Origin of the sequence: Cytobacillus solani (genome assembly GCF_006704205.1) — a bacterium.
Lineage (GTDB): Bacteria > Bacillota > Bacilli > Bacillales > Cytobacillaceae > Cytobacillus > Cytobacillus solani.
Genome location: NZ_CP041305.1, coordinates 4,329,984 through 4,346,386 on the forward strand (window position 1 = coordinate 4,329,984; position 16,403 = coordinate 4,346,386).

General features: G+C 35.7%; 17 protein-coding genes and 1 pseudogene. 15 read left to right on the forward strand and 3 right to left on the reverse strand.

Annotation, left to right across the window (positions count from 1 at the left end):
- Positions 1–42: 42 nt before the first annotated feature.
- From FI644_RS21765 to FI644_RS21790, 6 genes are all read left to right on the forward strand, one after another.
- The gene (locus tag FI644_RS21765; RefSeq protein ID WP_056684764.1) at positions 43–771 is read left to right on the forward strand and encodes a nucleotidyltransferase domain-containing protein; all 729 of its coding nucleotides are present in this window, start codon (positions 43–45) and stop codon (positions 769–771) included.
- 78 nt (positions 772–849) lie between these two features.
- A complete protein-coding gene (gene murG, locus FI644_RS21770) occupies positions 850–1,914 on the forward strand; it encodes an undecaprenyldiphospho-muramoylpentapeptide beta-N-acetylglucosaminyltransferase (RefSeq protein ID WP_056684761.1) in 1,065 nt (354 codons plus the stop codon).
- A 504-nt stretch (positions 1,915–2,418) separates the two neighbouring features.
- Positions 2,419–3,873, forward strand: coding sequence for an Msr family ABC-F type ribosomal protection protein (locus FI644_RS21775; protein ID WP_142108818.1), 1,455 nt, complete (start codon positions 2,419–2,421; stop codon positions 3,871–3,873).
- Between the two features lie 160 nt (positions 3,874–4,033).
- The gene (locus FI644_RS21780; RefSeq protein WP_053476167.1) at positions 4,034–4,381 is read left to right on the forward strand and encodes a PadR family transcriptional regulator; all 348 of its coding nucleotides are present in this window, start codon (positions 4,034–4,036) and stop codon (positions 4,379–4,381) included.
- Positions 4,362–5,000, forward strand: a complete 639-nt coding sequence (locus FI644_RS21785; protein ID WP_053476166.1) for an HAAS signaling domain-containing protein — start codon at positions 4,362–4,364, stop codon at positions 4,998–5,000. The genes FI644_RS21780 and FI644_RS21785 overlap by 20 nt, the downstream gene beginning before the upstream one ends.
- Positions 5,001–5,071: 71 nt before the next feature.
- A complete protein-coding gene (locus FI644_RS21790) occupies positions 5,072–6,532 on the forward strand; it encodes a DUF4153 domain-containing protein (protein WP_053476165.1) in 1,461 nt (486 codons plus the stop codon).
- 221 nt (positions 6,533–6,753) lie between these two features.
- Here the strand turns inward: FI644_RS21790 and FI644_RS21795 are convergent, their stop codons facing one another.
- Together FI644_RS21795 and FI644_RS21800 are read right to left on the reverse strand one after the other, a co-directional pair.
- Complete coding sequence (locus tag FI644_RS21795; RefSeq protein WP_053476164.1) at positions 6,754–6,969, reverse strand: hypothetical protein; 216 nt, start codon at positions 6,967–6,969, stop codon at positions 6,754–6,756.
- Positions 6,953–7,448, reverse strand: a pseudogene (locus tag FI644_RS21800) (NAD(P)-dependent alcohol dehydrogenase); the annotation flags it as partial. The gene FI644_RS21795 and the pseudogene FI644_RS21800, both read right to left, overlap by 17 nt.
- Before the next feature lie 78 nt (positions 7,449–7,526).
- Between FI644_RS21800 and FI644_RS21805 the strand changes: the two are divergent.
- The 3 genes from FI644_RS21805 to FI644_RS21815 are packed head-to-tail and all read left to right on the forward strand — an operon-like array spanning position 7,527 to position 9,350.
- Positions 7,527–8,039, forward strand: a complete 513-nt coding sequence (locus FI644_RS21805) for a sigma-70 family RNA polymerase sigma factor (RefSeq protein WP_053476163.1) — start codon at positions 7,527–7,529, stop codon at positions 8,037–8,039.
- Positions 8,023–9,048, forward strand: coding sequence for an anti-sigma factor (locus FI644_RS21810; RefSeq protein ID WP_082446586.1), 1,026 nt, complete (start codon positions 8,023–8,025; stop codon positions 9,046–9,048). The genes FI644_RS21805 and FI644_RS21810 overlap by 17 nt, the downstream gene beginning before the upstream one ends.
- A complete protein-coding gene (locus FI644_RS21815; protein ID WP_053476161.1) occupies positions 9,033–9,350 on the forward strand; it encodes a hypothetical protein in 318 nt (105 codons plus the stop codon). Before FI644_RS21810 ends, FI644_RS21815 begins: the two co-directional genes overlap by 16 nt.
- A 34-nt stretch (positions 9,351–9,384) precedes the next feature.
- Here the strand turns inward: FI644_RS21815 and FI644_RS21820 are convergent, their stop codons facing one another.
- Positions 9,385–10,395, reverse strand: a complete 1,011-nt coding sequence (locus tag FI644_RS21820) for an AI-2E family transporter (protein WP_053476160.1) — start codon at positions 10,393–10,395, stop codon at positions 9,385–9,387.
- Positions 10,396–10,612: 217 nt separating this feature from the next.
- On the opposite strand from FI644_RS21820, the gene FI644_RS21825 reads away from it, so the two are divergent.
- The 6 genes from FI644_RS21825 to FI644_RS21850 all read left to right on the forward strand — a co-directional run bounded on the left by FI644_RS21825 (position 10,613) and on the right by FI644_RS21850 (position 16,288).
- Positions 10,613–11,296, forward strand: coding sequence for a M50 family metallopeptidase (locus FI644_RS21825; RefSeq protein ID WP_053476159.1), 684 nt, complete (start codon positions 10,613–10,615; stop codon positions 11,294–11,296).
- Between the two features lie 350 nt (positions 11,297–11,646).
- The gene (locus FI644_RS21830) at positions 11,647–12,753 is read left to right on the forward strand and encodes an ABC transporter ATP-binding protein (protein ID WP_053476158.1); all 1,107 of its coding nucleotides are present in this window, start codon (positions 11,647–11,649) and stop codon (positions 12,751–12,753) included.
- Positions 12,743–13,546, forward strand: coding sequence for an ABC transporter permease (locus FI644_RS21835; RefSeq protein ID WP_056684758.1), 804 nt, complete (start codon positions 12,743–12,745; stop codon positions 13,544–13,546). The genes FI644_RS21830 and FI644_RS21835 overlap by 11 nt, the downstream gene beginning before the upstream one ends.
- Positions 13,543–14,343: an ABC transporter permease gene (locus FI644_RS21840; RefSeq protein WP_053476156.1), complete on the forward strand. Its 801-nt coding sequence runs from the start codon at positions 13,543–13,545 to the stop codon at positions 14,341–14,343. Before FI644_RS21835 ends, FI644_RS21840 begins: the two co-directional genes overlap by 4 nt.
- Positions 14,343–15,416, forward strand: coding sequence for an ABC transporter substrate-binding protein (locus tag FI644_RS21845; RefSeq protein ID WP_053476155.1), 1,074 nt, complete (start codon positions 14,343–14,345; stop codon positions 15,414–15,416). The genes FI644_RS21840 and FI644_RS21845 overlap by 1 nt, the downstream gene beginning before the upstream one ends.
- Positions 15,417–15,517: 101 nt before the next feature.
- Complete coding sequence (locus FI644_RS21850) at positions 15,518–16,288, forward strand: divergent polysaccharide deacetylase family protein (protein ID WP_053476154.1); 771 nt, start codon at positions 15,518–15,520, stop codon at positions 16,286–16,288.
- The last annotated feature ends 115 nt before the right edge of the window (positions 16,289–16,403 follow it).

The window sequence follows — 16,403 nt, forward strand, 5'->3', positions numbered from 1 at the left end:
GAGAACAGTAACAATCTAATTAATTTATCAGGGGTGAATAGAATGTGTACTCAAAATAAATTACCTCCCATTGAAGCCGCACATCAATTTATCAATAAACATTTTCCTAATTGTCAAGGGGCTTTATTAGCAGGAAGCGTCGTTCGTGGAGAAGCAACAGAAACATCAGACCTTGATATAATAATTTTTGATAAAAATATTTGTGCATTTTATAGGGAATCGTTAATAGACATAGGTTGGTCAATAGAGGTTTTTGTACATGACTTAACCTCCTATAAATTATTTTTTGAAAGTGATCGGAAACGAGCGAGACCCTCTTTGCCAAGGATGGTTTCAGAAGGAATTATTCTAAAAGATGATGGTATTGTAGAATCTATTAAAAAAGAGGCACATGACTTGTTAGAAAATGGACCAGAAAAATGGTCAGTAGAAACGATAAAAACAAAGCGCTATTTTATAACAGACGCATTAGATGATTTTATTGGATGTTCGAATAGGGCAGAAGAACTCTTTATTGCAAATACTCTTGCTGGATTAGTAAGTGAATTCATTTTAAGAATAAATGTCCAATGGATTGGTGCATCAAAGTGGATCGTACGCTCTTTAAAACATTATGATGAAGAGTTCACAGAAGAATTTGTAGAGGCTTTTGATGTTTTTTATAAGAATGGTGACAAGAGGCAAGTTATTCAATTAGTCGATTCTATCTTGAAACCATATGGCGGACGTTTGTTTGCTGGTTTTTCATTGGGGAAAAATGAAGGATTCTAAAATGAATTAGTATAAGAACTTAAAATTCATACAAATATATTAAAGTTATGAATAAATGACAAATACGGAGGTCAACTAGTGAATAAAACAATTGTATTTACTGGAGGCGGTTCGGCTGGTCATGTAACTCCAAACATTGCCATAATAAGTGAAATGAATAAGGATTGGGATATCCATTATATCGGTTCAAAAAAAGGGATAGAAAAAGAATTAATTCAACGCTTGAATATTCCTTACTTTGGAATTCATAGTGGAAAGTTAAGAAGGTACGCAGACAAAGAAAATTTGATTGATATTTTTAGAGTAATGAAGGGATGTTTTGAAGCAAGATCGATCTTAAAAAAGTTAAAACCAAGTTTAGTTTTTTCTAAAGGCGGATTTGTTTCTGTACCAGTTATTTTAGCTGCGAAAACTCTAAAAATACCTATTTATATTCATGAAAGTGATAAGACTCCTGGATTGGCAAACAAAATCTCTCAAAGATTTGCAACAAAGATATTTACTTCTTTTGATGAGACAAAGCATTATTTTCCAGCACATAAAACGTTTGCCATCGGATCTCCGATTAGAAAAGAAATAGTAAACGGGACGGCTGACAAAGGGAGAAAGCTTCTTGGCTATACTAATCATTTACCGATTTTAACGATCATGGGCGGAAGTTTAGGAGCAAAAAGAATCAATGAGGTAGTTAGAGAATCTTTAAATCAGCTAACAGCAAATTATCAAATTGTCCATATTTGCGGAAAGAATAATCTTGATGGTACGATTACAACCAATTCCAGATATATACAATTTGAATATGTGCAAGATGAATTGCCAGATATTTTAGCTGCTACTGATATTGTCATTACAAGGGGTGGTTCAAATGCTATTTTTGAATTTTTAGCACTACATATTCCCATGATAATCATACCTTTAGGGATGCATCAAAGTAGAGGGGATCAAATTTTAAATGCAAAAGCGTTCGAGAAAAAAGGCTTTTCACTTACATTAGAAGAAGATAGATTAAATCAAAAATCATTAATAGATAGTTTAAATTCAATGAACAAAAACAGGAGTTTTTATCGTGAAAAAATGAAAACCTCTTTTCAGGGGGATGCATTGCAAATATTAGTAAATGAAATAAATAATATTCATATTTAGGTTAGGCAATAATGAAAGGATTTACTGATAATTAATTTGCTTCCCCAAGGATTTTTTTGACAAATTAGTAAAACGACTATATAATATAATTGTAATTTTAAATCATAAGGGAGGATTATTAAAAAATGACACACGCAATGAGACTACGTTTCCAATCTTTGAACCTGTAATTGAATACGTTCAGGAGCTCTGTTAGTGAATGCAGAGTAAATGGGATTAGTCTGTCCTTTTTTAATGATCTTCATTTCAAATATATTTATGTATATGAAGAAAGGCGGATCGTTCTGCCTTTTTTTTAAAATTTTTTCTTTTATATTATGTAAAGGAAAGACTAAATCCTCTTACTCAAAAACCACAGGCAGACGTCTGTGGTTTTTTATTTTAAAGATGAAGGAGAGGAAAGAGATGCAATATTTATTGTTTCATTGATACGGGCGTGCAATAGAAGCTCGTATCGATCCTAGCTATCGATACGAAATCCAAAAAATTTCGGAGGTAGCGAAAATGGAACAAATATGTTTTGAAATAGAAAATGTTGAAGTAACTTATTTAGATAAAGAAATATTGAAGATTGACAGATTAGCAGTCCATCAATTTGACCGCATTGGCGTTGTAGGCAAAAATGGTGCTGGGAAGAGTACGTTAATCAAGTTATTAGCTGGAAAAATATCGCCAACGAGTGGAAGAGTGAATCGTTACATTGATTGTGGATTCTTCGAACAGCTTGAAGCTCCAGCAAAAGTAGAAGCAGATTTATCCTTGCTAGGAAAACTAGCAGTTCCGAAACATTCAAAACAATTAAGCGGCGGGGAGCAAACAAGGCTAAAGCTAGCCCAATTGTTTACTCACTACTATGAAGCTTTGCTAATCGACGAGCCAACAACTCACTTGGATCAAGAAGGGATTTCATTTCTAGTTGAAGAGCTAGCGTATTACTATGGTGCACTTGTGTTAATTAGTCATGATCGCAGCGTATTAGATAAACTCGTCACCACAATTTGGGAAATAGAAGATGAAAAGGTGAATGTTTATACTGGAAATTACAGTGAATATATGGAGCAAAAGCGATTAGAGCGTCAACAGCAAAGACAAGCGCATGAACAATATATGAGGGAAAAGAACCGACTTGAAAAAGCAGCCCAAGAAAAAATGAAAAAGGCTGAAAAAATTGCTCAAGCAGGAAGTATGTCCAAGAAAGAAGCGAATGCAAAACCGAACAAGATGTTTATGACGAAATCTAAAGGAACAATCCAAAAGGCAGTTCAGCGTGCAGCGAAAGCGATTGAACATCGAATGGAGAAACTTCAAGAAGTTGATGTAGTACAAGAGGAAAGAAAAATCATTTTTCGTCAGTCTGAAACATTAGAATTGCATAATAAGTTTCCGATAATGGCAGACCAGTTCACTCTTCAAGTGGGGAATAAAGTGTTACTGGAAGAGGTGAGTTTCCAACTGCCTCTCGGTAAAAATATTGCGATTACTGGACGAAATGGTAGTGGAAAGAGTACGCTGCTTCACCATATTGCGAATCAGACAGCAGGAATTACAATTTCTCCTAAAGCCAAGATTGGCTGGTTCCGCCAAATGAGCTATCAATTCTCAAGTGACGAAACAGTTCTTCAATTTTTGAAAAGTCGCTCAGACTATGATGAAGGTTTTTTAAGAAGTGTATTACATGCAATGCATTTTACTGGTACAGACATACGAAAAAGGGTGATATCATTAAGTGGTGGAGAAGCGATACGCCTCCAGCTTTGTTATCTGTTTTTAGGAAAATACAATATATTATTGCTAGACGAACCGACCAATTTTTTAGACGTACCTACCATTGAGGCACTAGAAAAGTTTATCGCTGCATATAAAGGAACGATTATTTTCGTATCCCATGATCGTGCATTCATCAATAACACAGCAGACATCAAGTTTAATATTGCGAGTAAAAGATTAAATCAAGAGTGATAGAACTTTTGAAATAAGCTGCCTATAATGTTAGGTGGCTTATTTCTACATCCAAGCATTTATTAAGGCAGCTATTTCAAAAAGGATTAAATTCCCTTTACAATTTCATCACACAAGTGTAGAATCTCTATATACCTAAAAAAACTAGGTAGGTGAAAATATGTTTAATCGTGAATTGGTAAAAGGAAGTACATCGCTCTTATTGCTCCAACTGTTAGAGGAGCGGGACATGTATGGCTATGAACTTGTAAAAGAGCTAGAGAAACGAAGCGGAAACGAATTTTCTGTGAAAGAGGGTACGCTCTATCCAGCGCTTCATAAACTCGAAAAACAGGAATACATTGAATGCTATTGGCAGGAACAAGAGAAAGGACCGGCAAGAAAGTATTATTGCATAACCAATGCAGGCAAGGACATGCTTCTTGAAAAGACACGGGAATGGAATGACTTTGTATCAGTGATGAACAAGCTGATAGGGAGAAAAAAACATGGAACGGCTGAAGAATGAGTTTTTAGCGGAGCTAGCGCAGAGACTTGTCGAACATCCAGATAAAGAATCGATATTGAACGATTATGATGCGCATCTTGATGATCTTCTTGTATCGCTATACAAAGTAGAAAACGAATCAGAGCTACGGCAACAGGTTTATTCAAGATTCGGATCACCGAAAGAGATAGCTGAAATGTGGAAAGAAGAGCTGTCTGTTACTCCTAGTAAAATGAAATGGCTATTCCTTGCAGTAAATATATGTTTGTTTACAGGAGGAGCGATCCTCACTATCGCACATAATCTCCTTGATTGGCGTTGGCTTTCTAATCTATGGGCTCAATTAACTTCATTTCCAATCATCATTGCACTGATTTATTTATTCTTTTGGGCGCTGCTAGGCTATGAAATTGGGAGAGGATTTGGACATAAAGGCAGAAAGCTAATGAAAGGAACATTCCTGTTAGCATTGCTGCCAAATATTCTCTTAATGATATTAACGGTATTCAAAATCATTCCTCATGAATGGTTTAGTCCGCTGCTGACTGAGACGTTTATCGTTTTCTGCATCCTTTTCACCATTCTTTTATATCCCATTTGTCTAATTAGTTACAGGTGGGGCAAAAAAGCTTCTGTATAAGCTTTTTTTTAATCATATACATAGAAATTCTATATATATAGAAAAACTATATGCTTTTGGAGGTTTTTATCATGGAATTGAAAATAGAAAAGGTAGACTGGTTGTTTTTTCTTCTATGCCTATTTGCAGGGGTACTTGCTGAAGAAGCATTTTTCAGGGGCCAAATCGGTGTCTCCTATTTTGTTTTTATTGCTGTTTTCTATACTATATTCTTTTGGCGCTTTCATTCATTTTCGTTTTCACATCAGCGAGTAGGGTATCTTATATTAATTTCAATTTGGCTTTTGGCTGCAGGCTACTATTTAAATGACACCGTTCTTTTTTATGCTCTGAATATACTTGTGATTCCATCCCTTGTTATCTTTCATTTAGCATTAATTACATCACCCAAAAAGATTGAGTGGAATAAGCCATTTTTCATTCTTTACACTGCTTTAAGATTTGGACAGGGAATTCGCTATGCGGGTATTTTCATTAGCTATATTGCCAAAAAATTAAATCGTAGCAGCAACCCAAAGCAGTTTGATGTTTGGAAAAAAATTCTCATCGGTGTTGCTATCGCTATTCCTTTCTTATTTGTCGTTCTTAACCTGCTGATTTCAGCTGATGCCCAATTTGAAAAGCTTGTAAACAACCTCCCAAATTTGTTTAGCTTTCAGACAGAATATGTCTTCCGTGTCATTACCATGCTTATTTATGGATTAGGATTTTTTGGGTTTATGCAAGTTCTTATACAAAAAAATGTCCGAATAGTAAAGAAAGAAGGCACATTAAAGCTTCTTCAAATGGATGGAATCATTACTTTGACTGTGCTGCTGCTTTTGGATTTGGTCTATATTTTATTTGTTATTGTCCAATTTAAATATTTCTTTAGCGGCACACTTGATAACGGCTTCACTTATGCCGAATACGCAAGAAGGGGATTTTTTGAGCTCCTATTTGTTACCCTAATTAACTTGACCATAACAACGGGCGTTATTACTTTTACAAAGGGTGTTCAAGGAAAATTGAAAATAGCCATTCGTTCCGCCTTAACCATACTCGTCTTATCAAGCGGTGTCCTGCTTATATCAGCATTTATGCGCATGTCGATGTATGAGGATGCATATGGCTTCACATTTACAAGAGTTCTCGTCAATTCGTTCATGATTTTCCTAATGGTCATCTTTGCCTACACCCTTGTGAAAATCTGGCTAGACCGACTGTCTTTATTTCATTTTTACTTTATTGCATCTCTGATCTATTATGCCGGCATGAATATCATCAATTTTGACCAGATTGTGGTAGATCGTAATATCGCACGCTATGAGACAACAGGAAAAATTGATATCCATTATTTAAATAGCTTTTCATCAACAGGAATTCTTGGACTAATAGAGCTTTATGAAACAAACCCTGATGTACCAGGTTTAAAAGCATTACTAAAACAACGGAAAGCAGAAAGAGAGTATTTACATCCAGATACATGGCAGTCGCAAAATCTTGTGAGGGATAAAGCGTATAAAAGGCTGGGAGAATTGGATTTAAGGTGATATTTCTCAGTAAAACTGAAAGAAATGTAGTTTAAATAGATTAAGAAGAAAGAATCCATTTTGATAATTTTTACAAAAAAATGGATTCTTTCTTCTATCGCCTATTCATCTTTGATTATCAATGTGATTGATATTCGTCTATTTTTATTTGATCAATAACCGAATTCACATCATAAAAGCCGTCTATTCCATTCCTTTTCTATTTCCTCTAATGGTTTTCCTTAAATATTTTGCAACTTTATTTCTAATTGATCTTGATTGTAAACCTGCTCAATCTTCTCTAAACCATAGGAATCAATTAAAAAAGTAATAAATGATCCTGCATGTGTGTAGCTAATCCATTTTACGATGTAATCTGCATACTCAACTAAAGGTGGACGAAAAAAGAAATCATCGATTGTTAGATCCATTAACTTATTTTCTAGTACTGCAAACACCTGTTACTTCAGCCCCAAATGATTTGGCAATTTGAACAGCGAACGTACCGACCCCGCCAGATGCCCCGTGAATTAATACCTTTTGATTTGTCTTAATTTTACCTTTATCCCTTAGACCCTGTAAGGCTGTAACACCCGCCATAGGTGAAGCGGCTGCTTCCACATACGTAATATTGGGTGGTTTAAGGGCTAGAGCCTCTTCAGCGACAGCTGTATATTCGGCAAAACCACCCCACCGCAAATAGAAAGGTCACCAAACACTTCGTCACCAGGTTTAAATTGTTTAACATCTTTTCCTACTTCTTCAACTTGACGGCTATATCACCCCCGGGAATGGAGTATTTTGGCTTTGTTAATTCGAAAGCAAAGCGAGCAAGAAATGGTTGACCTTTCAAAAGAACTAAGTTACCAAAGTTCAAAGATGATGCATGAATCTTAACTAAAACTTGATTAGCTAAAGGTACAAGTTTATAGAATATGCTAGATTTTAAAAAATCCTCCTAATTTGCAACTTTTTGTTATGCTGAAACGTGGATAGGATGAAAGGGGGCACAGCTTTGGAGTTAGATGAGGCATATGAGGTATATGTAAAGGATCTATACCGTTATTTGTTATCCCTTTCCAAGGATCATTTTACAGCAGAAGACTTAGTACAAGAGGCGTTCTACCGTGCGTATATCCATTTAGGTGATAATGAAATCAATAATATAAAGGCATGGCTATTTAAAGTGGCTTACCGTGCATTTATTGATTTTTCGAGGAAAAATAATCGTTTGGTTATCAGTGACAAAATCGAAGGTATGAACAAAAATCCTATCATTCTTGAAAAGAATCCTGAGAATCGTATGTTAGAGAAGGAGAGCTTTCAACTATTGATAGAAGATATCCATTCTTTAAAGGAAACGGAAACACATGTGATTCTTTTATGTGATTTACATCAGTTATCCCTGAAGGAATCAGCGGAGATACTTGATATAAATCTAAATACATTAAAAAGTCATCTTGTACGCGGTCGAAAAAAATTGATTGAAAGGGTAAAAGACAGGAGGATGAATGATGAAAGAGGATAATCAGAAAGACAAAGAAATTTATCAATCGTATATTAATCATTCCATTCAAGACTTTGAAAATAGTCAGTCCATTAACGTAAAAGATCAAAGGTCTATGATTAAAAAAGGAAAATACATGGCATTAATCACTTCGATTATGATAAGTCTTGCAATACTGCTATTAATCATTCCTGGCATGACACTCGGATCCTATTTATATTATGCCGTCGGCGGGAAGGCAAATCATTTAATTGAGATTGCCACAAAAACGGTCTATGTAACCGAGCCAAACATTAGTTTAGAGGAAATGGAATTGGAGGAAAATATTAAATTCTTCTCTATGGATATTCAATTTGAAGTATTTAAGCGAATTGGTAAAGAAGATTATAAGGCTGGGGAATACCTGATTAAGTATGCGTTTGATAAACCTAGGTTTCCAGAGAAGACGATCCTATTAGATCGGCCATTGCCCAAGATAGCAAGCATGGAATCAAATCGCATATTTCATCCGGATGCTTTAAAGCCACCAGGGCTTGAAGTTGAATGGGACCTATTAAAAAAATTGCCTGATGGGACAGTTAGTGAAGTATATATCTCTTTAAGTAAATTAATGAAGGCAGGAGAATTAGAAAAACAACTTGGAAAAAATGTAGAGGTTCGATGGGTTGCAGTTGATACTGGACTTGAAAAGAAGCAAATAGATAAGGAAGGCTATCCAGTCGCTCCGATTGGCTATCCTTTACAGCTTGATCAGACCACTTGGTCACCTTTTAATGGACGTGATCAAACAAATGAAGAGGTATTTATGGATATACTTGAATTCCTAAGAAACAATGAAGAAAATGCTGCAAAAATAGCAAGTGCAAAAAGCCTTGCCCTTGAAGAAAGAGTTCCTTATTTAAAGAAAAATGGGATTTACGTATACGGGGCTGTAGTGACAGGACCAACCTCAGAATTAAGAAAACTTCAAAAAAATGAAGCCATTCGAACAATGAAGGTAGGGGAAGTTAAACTATGGAATTGGAAGTAAAGAGCAAAAAAAAGAAGCGTCAAAGGCAAAGAGTTCCCACTGTCACAGGTCTTCTTTCCTTTGTTACTGCAATCATAGCACTTGCAGGATTAAATATAGCATTGTTAATGGATTATGATGAGTTTCCAGATTTTTTTCTTATAAAACTGCCTTTAGTTGGTTTGATCCTAGGCGGAATTGGACTTTTCACACAGAAAAGATCAAGATTGTTTTCAATTTGGGGCATGTTCTTATGTCTTTTCATATTTATTTTTACCTTTACGATGTTTGGGCTGGCATGGAGCATTAACCCCAAACCATAATAAAAAGGCAGGGAAATTTCCCAGCCTTTTTTATTTATACTTCTACCTTCTTATCCCTAACCTCTAATACATCCAAAAGGAATACAAACACCGGAATCCCAACAATCAGACCCCAAACACCAAAGAAATGTTCTCCAAAGATTAACACGATAAATGTGTAAAAAACAGGTAAGTCCGTCTTAGCAGACATTAATTTTGGATTAAGAATGTATGCTTCAATTGCATGGATAATCATGATTACAATAAGGATATAGATTACTTGAATAAAGCCCCCAAGTGTATAAGCAATTGTACAAAGCGGGATTAGTGAAATGATCACGCCTGCAACAGGTATTAATCCAAGTAAAAAGATTAAAATCGATAATCCCATTAATTGAGGGAAGTCCATAATCCATAATGCTAATGTAGTCAATCCGCAATTAACAATAGCAATAATAAACTGTGCTTCAATTACTTTACCAAATGTGAGGACAAACTTTTTTGCAAAGAACTCAATTTCATTGTAAAAAGGTGCAATTTTACTGTTTTTAAATTTGGAAGTAAATTCGATTAGCCTTGGCTTTTCTAATAAGAAGAATAAACTTAGAATAAGCGAAAGCATAACCTGGATGGCGATATTACTTACACCGCTAAAGTACTTTAGTAAGAATGTAAATCCTTGCTCCAAATATTTCGAGATTTGGTTCGTTTCTATAAAACTCATGACATAGTTTATAATAATATTATCGTGCTGCTGTGTATAGAAAACGGTAATCTGTGTGACTAGTTGGGAGATTTCAGCAACAATGATCGGCAAGTACTTGCTTATCCCAATCGTTAACAGCCCGATAATAGCCAAATATACAATGAGCACGGTTACTTTTCGATTCAACTTAATCTTTCTAGTAATTAGGTTCACTAATCGATTAAGTAAAAATGAAAAAATAAATGTGATTAGAATTAAATTAATCATGCTTCTAAGTAAGTATAGAACGAATAATAAAATTCCGAAAATAATAAATCTTTTGAACGCACTTTTTTGTAATAAAGTTTGAATCGTCTCCATTAACGTCATATTCCTCCAATATATCGTAGCAGGCGGCTACACTTCTTATCTTCTATTTTAGTCTATTTTTAAAGATAATCATAATGATTTCATAAAAAAACAGATACTTTTTCACATTCACTTCAAGTATATTACATGATTTAATTAAAATGATGAAACCTTCCTAAATTTGGAACGTAACAGTATAATATTTACATATTTTCTAAAGGAGACCAGAATGAGTAGAATCAAGGAATTAATTAGTTGGAAATTTTTATTATTTATTGCAATCGCTATTATTCTGACAAATGTGCCGATCATAGGAAACTACTTTCGTGTGGTGAATACGGTCATTCATGAATCAGGCCATGCCATCGTTGCCCTTTTTGGAGGGAAGGTACATGAAATTTCTCTGTTTATGAATACCGAAGGAGTAACCTACACAAGCCATTCATCCTGGTTTGGCGGCTTTTTCACTGGAGGTGCAGGGTATGTGTTTTCTTCCTTCATTGCATTTCTATCCTTTTGGTTTATTAGCAGAAAACAATACAAGCCGATAATCATTATTCTTTTAGCATTAATTGGGTTAAATCTCATCTTTTGGGTAAGGAATTTTTACGGCATTTTTTGGCTCATCACCTTTGGAGCTGCATTTATCTTTCTATTATTTAAAGGAACAGCCGCCATTGTTGAACATTTCTTACTCATGATAGCAAGTATTCTTTTAGTAGAATCTATTGGGTCATCCTTTACGATCTTCCTCTTAAGTTTTACACAGCCATATTCGGCGGGGGATGCGACAGGACTTGCACAGTCAACACATTTTATTCCTGCACAGTTTTGGGGAATTGTCTTTTTATGTCAAGCCCTTGGATTTGCAATAGCCGGATTTAAGGTTGGGGCTTATCGAATAAATAAATAAATTCTTACATTGTAGACAAGGATGTATTGAGCATACATCCTTGTCTTTTTTGTCTTATAGAGAAAAAATCACCAAAGTTCTTTCTTTAATATGCAAATTTTTCAATAAAAATCTGCCTGTACTGATAGGAATATGGTATTATTACGTTTGAATGTTTGTAAATGTCTAGCTCCTGCGGCAACCCCCGACGTACAGGACGTCGAGTTATGTCGAACTCGAGGTCACAAGATAATCCTTTCAGAAAGGCTCGACTTATGCTTGTCTGGGGTGATCAAACCGCTTGCGCTTTTCTATGTTTCGATTTTTTTCGATGAATTCAAACATACACTAAATGATTGAAGGAGATAAAAATGACAGATCATACAATAATTCGTTTTGAACAAGTAACGAAACAATATGATAATGATCCCCCAGTTTTAAATGACGTAAGCTTTGAAATCGAAAGAGGGAAATTCTATACGCTTCTAGGACCATCTGGATGTGGGAAAACAACGATTCTGAGATTAATTGCTGGATTCATTGAGCCGTCTAAAGGAAAAATCTTTATTAATGGAAAAATTGTTAACGACGTGCCTGCAAACAAACGTCAAGTGAATACAGTTTTTCAGGACTATGCTTTGTTTCCGCATTTAAATGTTTATGAAAATGTGGCATTTGGCTTAAGAATAAAGAAGTTAAAAAGTAATGAGATTGATCGAAAAGTGAAAGAAGCATTAAGGTTTGTCAATCTTGAAGGATATGAAAAAAGAGAAATAAAAGAAATGTCGGGCGGGCAGCGCCAGCGTGTTGCCATCGCACGAGCGATTGTCAATGAACCAGAGGTTATATTATTGGATGAACCTCTTTCTGCACTTGACTTAAAGCTCCGTACTGAAATGCAATATGAATTACGTGAACTGCAGCGCAGACTAGGGATCACATTCATTTTCGTTACCCATGACCAAGAAGAGGCACTTGCGATGTCTGATGAAATCTTTGTTCTTAATAACGGCAATATCGAACAAAGCGGAACGCCAACTGATATTTATGATGAACCTATTAACCGATTTGTTGCAGACTTTATCGGAGAATCAAATATTGTTCCGGGCGTTATGTTAAAAGATTTTTCTGTACAATTTGCTGGAAAAACGTTTGAATGTGTTGATGGTGGTTTTGATCCAAATGAGGCAGTCGAAATTGTCATTCGACCTGAGGATTTAGAAATTACGATGCCAGAAAATGGGAGGCTTCGTGTACATGTTGATTCTCAATTATTCCGTGGGGTTCACTATGAGATTAGCTGTAATGACCAGGACGGTAATGAGTGGCTTGTCCATTCAACAAAGAAGGCAATTGTTGGTGAGGAAATAGGGCTAACGTTTGATCCTGAGGCTATTCATGTTATGAGACATGGGGAGACGGAAGAGGAATTCGACAAACGACTAGAAGCATATGAAGAGGGAAGCTATGAAAAGTAAATCACGGAATTTTTACCTCATTCCATATGTTATTTGGATCGCCCTTTTTGTCGTTATGCCGATTCTCCTGGTTCTATATTACTCATTTTTCGATATAGATGGACAATTAACGTTTGATAATTACAAGAAGTTTTTTACACCAGTTTATTTAAAAATGACGTTTAGCTCTTTTTGGTATGCCTTTTTAATTACTATGTTTACATTACTTGTTGCATATCCAATTTCTTACTTGCTTACAAAAACAAAGCATAAACAGCTTTTACTTTTATTAATTATCCTTCCTTCTTGGATCAATTTATTGCTAAAAGCTTACGCATTCATTGGTATATTCGGAACATATGGAGCAGCTAATAGCTTCCTTGAAGTAATTGGGATCGGAACAAAGCAAATCCTTTTCACTGATTTTAGCTTTATCTTTGTTTCTGTATATATATTCTTGCCATTTATGATCCTGCCTATTTTTAACGCATTGGATGAATTGAATCCGTCACTTGTTGATGCATCCAATGATCTTGGTGCATCTAAATGGATTACATTTAAGCGTGTAATATTCCCGCTGACCATTGATGGTGTTAAATCAGGGTGTCAAATTGTTTTCATACCAGCCTTGTCGCTGTTCATGCTTACAAGATTAATAGCTGGTAATCGAGTGATTACACTTGGTACAGCTATTGAACAGCATTTCTTAGTTACGCAAGACTGGGGAATGGGCGCAACGATCGCCGTCTTTTTAATCATTGCCATGGTATTAATTATGATTCTCACTGGGAAAAGAAAGCGGGGGATCTTATGAAGAAATTATCTAAACTATCTACAGTTTATTTAATCATTATGTTTTTCATTCTGTATGCCCCGATATTATATTTAATGTTTTATTCCTTTAATAGCGGGGGAACGATGTACCATTTTGAAGGATTTACACTTGATTGGTACAAGGAGTTATTTGGCGATTCAAGACTGTTGATCATCGTACTAAATACAGCCATTATTGCTCTGCTTTCAGCTGCAATTTCTACGATTCTTGGGGTTGCAGGTGCCCTAGCTATCTACTATGCAAGAAGAAGAAGAGTGAAAAACACATTGCTTTCGCTGAATAATGTTCTGATTGTTAGCCCGGATGTTATTATCGGTGCATCCTTTTTAATTTTGTTTACGATGGTTGGTATTAAGCTTGGGTTTATCTCTGTATTACTTGCTCATATTGCTTTTAGTGTGCCAATTGTTGTCATTATGGTTCTTCCGAAAATTGAAGAGATGAATACATCAATGATTTATGCCGCTCTTGATTTAGGTGCTAGCCGTTGGGATGTCTTGACAAAAGTCGTGCTCCCATATATTACACCAGGGATTTTTGCGGGATTCTTTATGGCATTAACGTATTCATTAGATGATTTTGCTGTTACCTTTTTTGTAACGGGCAATGGCTTTACCACCTTATCAGTGGAAATTTATTCACTTGCCAGAAGAGGGGTTTCCTTAAATATTAATGCTCTTTCAACACTTTTATTTATTTTTACCATGCTCCTAGTTGTCGGTTATTACTTCATCACTAAACGTAATAACAAACCGGGTAGAATGGGGGTTAGATAATGAAACAGCTAATTCGTGCATTATTAGCCGTGTTAATCGTTTCGTTTGTTTTAATATTTATTGTTTTCAGGCTAAATTCCTCACAGGGCTATACGAGCGGAAATACGTTAACCATTTTTAACTGGGGCGATTATATCGATGAGGAACTGATTAAACAATTTGAAGATGAGACAGGAATAAAGGTCATTTACGAGACATTTGATTCCAATGAAGCGATGCTGACGAAAATCGAACAAGGAGGGACCGCCTATGATATTGCCGTTCCTTCCGAGTACATCATCGATAAAATGATTCAGGAAGATCTGCTTCTTCCGATCGATCATTCAAAGCTCCCGAATTTTCAATATCTGGATTCCCGTTTCTTAGATTTGCCATTCGATCACGGGAACAAATATTCGATTCCGTATTTTTGGGGAACGGTAGGCATATTGTACAACACGAAAATACTTGGCGATCGAGAATTAACTAGCTGGAATGACCTTTGGGATCCTGCGTTTAAGAATCAAATTTTGCTAGTTGATAGTGCGCGTGAAGTATTAGGTATGTCATTAAATAGCCTAGGCTATTCATTGAATGATAAAAACAAAGATCACCTTCAGGAAGCAAAGGAAAAGATAGATGCATTAACACCTAATATAAAGGCAATTGTTGGGGACGAAAATCGTTTATTATTGCAAAATGAAGAAGCAGCGATAGGACTTGTCTGGTCTGGGACCGCCCAAGAAATTATGTGGGAAAATGAAAATGTGGAGTATGTGATTCCGAAAGAAGGATCGAATTTATGGTTTGATAATATGGTTATTCCAAAAACGGCGAAAAATGTCGAAGCTGCACATCAATTTATCAATTTTATGCTCGATCCAGAAGTAGCTGCACAAAATACAGATTATGTCGGCTACTCTACACCTAATAAAGAAGCACTAAAATATATGGATGAAGAAGTAGTAAATGATGAGCGTTTTTATCCGGATGAAGAAATGACTTCAAAGCTTGAGGTATATGAAAACCTAGGAAAAAGAATGCTCGCTCATTACAATGATCTTTTTCTTGAATTTAAAATGCATACAAAATAATTGTGAACTGACCGGCTAATAGCTGGTCAGTTTTTTTTGTACCTGTTCTTATCATATTCTTATTGAATTATGGAGAAATTAATGGAAAAAGGAGTGGTGAAATGAAACGATTACTTTGCCTGCTTGTTCTTCTCTTTTCTTTAAACCAGCCCTTATTTACAGAAGCTTCTCAAATGAAAAGAGAACTAGCTATTGTAATAGATGACCTTGGAAACAATATGAAAGGAACAGAAGAAATATTAGAGCTTCCTATTACTTTAACTGCAGCAATCATGCCCTTTATGCCGAGCACGAAAGCAGATGCAGAACTCGCAAAACGAAATGGACATGATGTGATCGTCCATTTGCCAATGGAGCCAAAGAAAGGAAAGAAGAGCTGGCTTGGTCCAGGTGCAATCACAACAGACTTAAGTGATGAAGAGATACGGAAACGAGTTGTTGCTGCGATTAAGGATGTCCCACATGCAATCGGCATGAATCATCATATGGGATCGAAAGCGACAGAAAATGAGCGAGTCATGAGAATTGTCCTGGAGGTTTGCAAAGAATATGGATTTTTTTATCTCGATAGCAAAACAACTGCAAATAGTGTAGTGGGGAAGATTGCCAACCAACTAAACATCCCCTATTTAGAAAATAATTTGTTTTTTGATGACGTATATACCACTCGCCATGTGACAAAACAAGCGAACCTATTAGCCGGAAAGTTGAATAAAAGTGAGCAAATCATTGCAATTGGACATGTTGGTGTTTCTGGTCCAATTATGGCGAGTGTCTTAGAAGCGTATATTCCTGTTTATAAAAACAAAGCAGAACTTGTTCCGCTTTCCAAGCTTATCCCTGGATATGAGTTGCTTGATGAGGGCATTTAAAATGTAAAAACAAACTGGTTGTACTTTGACCAGGTTATTTCTTTTCAGTATAGAAAATAACAAAAAAGCCGCCCACATTCTGATCTGGTTAGTCCCGCAGTCGCTGCGAAAGTAG